The 4700-nt window shown below is 63.5% G+C and carries 4 protein-coding genes; all 4 read right to left on the bottom strand.

Going from position 1 to position 4700, the window contains the following annotated elements; genetic code table 11:
• Positions 1-132: 132 nt before the first annotated feature.
• A complete protein-coding gene (locus JQM66_RS12365) occupies positions 133-1521 on the bottom strand; it encodes a YfcC family protein (protein WP_235230167.1) in 1389 nt (462 codons plus the stop codon).
• Positions 1522-1577: 56 nt separating this feature from the next.
• Entirely contained in the window at positions 1578-2576 is a 999-nt protein-coding gene (gene argF, locus JQM66_RS12360) for an ornithine carbamoyltransferase (protein ID WP_235230166.1), read from the bottom strand.
• 618 nt (positions 2577-3194) lie between these two features.
• Positions 3195-4418, bottom strand: coding sequence for an arginine deiminase (gene arcA / locus JQM66_RS12355; protein WP_268824421.1), 1224 nt, complete (start codon positions 4416-4418; stop codon positions 3195-3197).
• A 24-nt stretch (positions 4419-4442) separates the two neighbouring features.
• Positions 4443-4700, bottom strand: a 258-nt coding sequence (locus JQM66_RS12350; RefSeq protein ID WP_235230165.1) for a hypothetical protein, incomplete at its 5' end; no start/stop codon positions are given.

Below are 4700 nucleotides of genomic sequence, written 5' to 3'. Positions count from 1 at the left end.
CCTTTGTGTCGTTAGGGGGTGTGGGGGCGGAATCGAAACGCCCCCACGTTTCTGGAGGGGGTGTAAGGGGGAGGTGTCTTTGCGCCAAAGACATCTCCCCCTTTCCCTCAGGCCCCCAGGCGGGGGCACTTTTTACGCCATGATGACGCCAATCACCAGAAACGCCATGGTCAGCAGCAGGAAATACAGGATCAGCTTCCACACGTACTTGACCCACTTATCATAGGGCACATGCCCCAGGGCCAGGGCACCCATGACCACCGCCGCCGTGGGGGTGATGATGTTCACCAGGCCCGACGCCGACTGGAAGGCCGTCACCACCAGGTCGCCCCCCACCCCCGCGAACCGGCCCAAGGGCGCGATGATGGGAATAGACAGGGTGGCAAGCCCCGAGGAAGACGGGATCAGGATGGTCAGGGGCAGGTAGATGAGATACACCAGCAGCACGAAGCTGACAGGCCCCGCCCCGGCCAGGGCCTGCTCGCCCCAGTGGAGGACGGTGTCGGTGATACCGCCGTCGTTCATCAGCACCGTGATGCCCCGGCTGATGCCGATGATGAAGGCCACGCCCAGCAGGTCCGCGCAGCCCGCCACGAAGGTGTCCGCGATCTCCGCCTCGCTCATGCGGTCCATGAGGCCCACCACGATGCCGCCCACCAGGAACAGGGCGGACAGCTCCGGGAACCACCAGCCTAAGGTCGGCAGGGGCAGGCCCATCTCGTCAAAGGGGATGACGCCGTAGATCATAATGAGGAACACCAGGGTGAACACCGCCAGAATGACCTTCCGCCGGGTGGTGAAGGCCACGGTCTCGTCCATGCTGACCTGAATTTTCCCGGCGCCCACGCCCACCACGGACCGGGAGGGGTTCCTCTTCACCCTGGCGGCGTAGGCCATGACGAACCAAATGGCGGCGCCCTCGAACACCACCCACTGGATGGCCCGCAGCAGCAATCCCTCCCCCAGGGAGACCCCGGCGAACCCGGCGGCGATGCCGGTGGCGAAGGGGTTCACCGTGGAGCTGATAACGCCGGCCCCGGCCCCCAGCAGGATGACGGAGATGCCCACCACCGCGTCATAGCCCGCCGCCAAAAACACCGGCAGCAGCAGGGGGTAGAAGGCCATGGTCTCCTCCCACATGCCGTAGGTGGTGCCGCCCAGGCCGAAGAGCACCATGAGGATGGGGATGAGCCACTTCTCCCGGCCGCCCAGAAGCCGGATGGTGTGGGCCACCCCGGCGTCCACGGCGCCGGTCTTCATGACCACGCCCAGAAAGCCGCCCACCATCAGGATAAAGACGCAGACATCCACGGCGTCGAAGAAGCCGGAAAAGGCCGCCTTCAGCACCGCGCCAATCCCCTGGGGGTTGGGGTCCGTCAGGTGGTAGCTGCCTGCCACGGGGACGCCGTCCACGTAGTCGTAAGCCCCCGCCGGGATGAGCCAGGTGGCAACGGCCACCAGGATGATCAGCAGGAACAGAATGGTGTAGGCTGTGGGCATACGAAACTTTGATTTTTCCATAAAAGCTCTCCTTTTTTTGAGCTTTTCGCTGCCGCCTGCCGCGGCACAGCGCACGATTATTTGCCGATTGTCGCCACCATGACAGCCTTGATGGTGTGCATCCGGTTCTCCGCCTCGTCGAAGACCACGGAGTGCTTGCTGCGGAACACCTCGTCGGTGACCTCCCGGATGTCCACGCCCTTGTCCTGCCACTCCCTGGCAAGCTTGGTCTCAAAGTCGTGGAAGGAGGGCAGGCAGTGCATATACAGCACATTGGGGTTGCCGGTGGCTTTCAGGGTCTCCTCCGTCACCCGGAAGGGGGACAGCAGCTCCGCCCGCTTGGGGATCAGCTCCTCCTCCCCCATAGAGGCCCAGATGTCGCCGTAGATGACATCGGCGTCCTTCACATCCTCCATGTGGTCAGTGATCTCAATGAGGCCGCCGTTCTTCCGGGCCTCGGCGAAGACCCGGTTGATCAGGTCCTTGTCCATCTCTTTGGCCAGTTCCTCGGGGCCCAGGGCCACGAAGTGCATGCCCATCTTGGCGGCGCCGATCATCCAGGCGTAGCACATGTTGTTCCGCACATCGCCGGGAAAGACCACCTTGACCTTGTTCAGGGGCTTGTGGCAGTGCTCCTCGATGGTCAGCATGTCCGCCAGAATCTGGGTGGGATGGTCGGCGTCGGTCAGGCCGTTCCACACGGGCACGCCCGCCCATTTCGCCAGGTCCTCCACCACGGACTGCTCATAGCCCCGGTACTCGATGCCGTCGAAGAAGCGGCCCAGCACCTTGGCGCTGTCCTCCAGGGACTCCTTTTTGCCCATCTGGGAGCTGCCCGCGTCCAGGTAGGTAACGTGGGCGCCCTCCTGGGTGGCCGCCACCTCGAAGGAGCAGCGGGTGCGGGTGGAGGTCTTTTCAAACAGCAGCACAATGTGCTTGCCTTTCATCGTCGGCTCGCAGATGCCCGCCCGGCGCTTGGCCTTCAGGTCCCGGGCCAGGTCCAGCAGATAACGAATTTCCTCCGGGGTAAAATCTTCCAGAGTCAGAAAGCTCCGGCCTTTCAAATTCACTGCCATGGTGATGTCTCCTTTTCAAGATGAAGTAGTTGGGTGTCCCCCTGCGGGGGACGGGGGATTGCGCCGCTTTGCGGCGCGGGAAGGCGCCCCTGCCGGGGCGCGCGGGGGATGTGCCCGGCTTTGCCGGGCGGGAATGCGGCCCCCACTTTTCTTTCGTCTTGCCGAAAGAAAAGTCGCCGCCGCAGCGGTGGAAAAGAAAGGCGCTTTATGTCCAAAGCCTGCCCTTTGGGCAGGTTTGGACAAATACGAGAGTTGTCGTGGCCGGTGCCATGCGAACTTGCAGGCCCGTACCGGGTGCGCTATACCCCGGCAAAACAGAGAACTGCTTCCCCGCATTTGGCACTGCGCAGCAGCTTTCGTGGGTGGTCGACGAAAGGACTTGACTTCTGGCCCCGCGCGTTCCGCTTCGCTACGCGCTGCCTGGGCAGTTGCTCTCCCCCCTTCGGGGGTGTAGTCCAGAATAGGGGGCCCGCAGGCCCCCTGGTCTGGCCGTTTCAAGGGGGTCCGGGGGGAAATCGGAGTCCCCCCGGGTTTCTCTTTGGGGGGCGTGGGGGGACACTTCTCTTTTCAAAAGAGAAATGTCCCCCCTCCCCCCGTCCCGGTGGAGCCGCCGGGCAATCAGGGATCATCCCTCCAAAGGGGCATACTCATACATCTCGGCCCGCCCCGCCCACGGCTCAGCTCCGCGCTGGGGATGGTGTGGATACGAATCCCCGCCTCCTCCAGGGAGCGGTTGGTGACGTAGTTGCGGGAGTACACCACCACCTCGCCGGGGGCGATGGCCAGGGTGTTGCTGCCGTCGCTCCACTGCTCCCGGGCGGCGTCGATCTCGCTGCCCTGTCCGCAGGGGATGAGGGTCACCTTGTCCAGGTGCAGGTGCTCCTTCAGGATGTCCTCCAGGCGGCCGTCCTCCTGGCGGATCTTCATCTTCCGGTTCTCATCCAGTTCCATGACGAACACGGTGATGCTGGAGAGGATGTTGGGGTGGACGGTGAACTTGTCCCGGTCCACCATGGTGAACACCGTGTCCAGGTGCATGAAGGACCGGGTCTTGGGGATATTGAAGGCCAGGACCTTGCGGAAGGTGCCGTCGTAGGACAGGACGGCCTCCGCCAGGGTGTCGATGGAGTCCTCCCGGGTCCGCTGGGAGATGCCCACCGCCAGGACCTCGGGGCTGAGCACCAGGATGTCGCCGCCCTCCAGGGAAGATGTCTCGCCCCGGTCGTACCAGCGGGGGGCGTTGCGGTATTCGGGATGGTGCTCGAAGATGAACTTGCCGAAGAGGGTCTCCCGGTTCCGGGTGGGGGTGTGCATCTTGTGGATGGACACGCCGGTGCCGATGGTGGCGAAGGGGTCCCGGGTGAAATACAGGTTGGGCATGGGGTCCACGGCGAAGGGGTAGTCATCCTCCAGGTTGGTGAGGTAGTCCCCCAGCTTTCCGCCGCTGCCCCGCAGCTGGGCCTTGCGGACGCCGGCCATCATGGTATCCACCATCTTCCGGTCGTCCATCCGCTCCAGATAGTCCTCCAGCAGTTCCCGGCTCCGGTGGTCCGTGACGCCGGACTCGTCCAGGAACTGGCGGATCAAGTCCTCCCGCACCTCCCGGCCGGAGAGGGACTGCACCACCAGGTCGGCCAGGTACACCACCTCCACGCCCTGCTGGCGCAGGCAGTCGGCGAAGGCGTCGTGCTCCCGCTGGGCATCCTTCAGGTAGGGGATATCGTCGAACAGCAGCCGCTCCAGGTACTCGGGCATCAGGTTTTCCAGCTCCAGGCCGGGGCGGTGCAGCATGACCTTCCGCAGGCGGCCGATCTCCGAGGTGTTATGGATTCCCGTTTCCAAGATCAGATCACTCCTTTTCAGGCTTCAAATGGGTTCCTGCATAGGGTCTCTGGATTTTGGATTTTCATACACGAAAATGGAAAATTTGCTTTCTCTTCGGAGTATGCGTTGGATGTCGGCCCACGGGGCCGGGACGGGGGTGTGCCGCTTTGCGGCACGGGAATTGCGCCCCTGCCGGGGCGCACGGGGGATGCCCGGCTTCGCCGGGCGGGGATGCACCCCCCATTTTCTTTTTGAGACATCAAAAAGAAAATGCGCCGTGCACGGTGGAAAAGAAAAAAT

The sequence above is a fragment of the Oscillibacter valericigenes genome (assembly GCF_021531915.1).
In the GTDB taxonomy this organism is placed as follows: Bacteria; Bacillota; Clostridia; order Oscillospirales; family Oscillospiraceae; genus Oscillibacter; species Oscillibacter valericigenes_A.
This window is presented reverse-complemented; position numbering and strand designations above follow the sequence as displayed.

Bases quoted from the DNA above. Each gene is read 5' to 3' on its own strand.
- JQM66_RS12365 (WP_235230167.1), bottom strand. From the start codon at position 1,521: ATGGAAAAATCAAAGTTTCGTATGCCCACAGCCTACACCATTCTGTTC.
- argF (WP_235230166.1), bottom strand. From the start codon at position 2,576: ATGGCAGTGAATTTGAAAGGCCGGAGCTTTCTGACTCTGGAAGATTTT.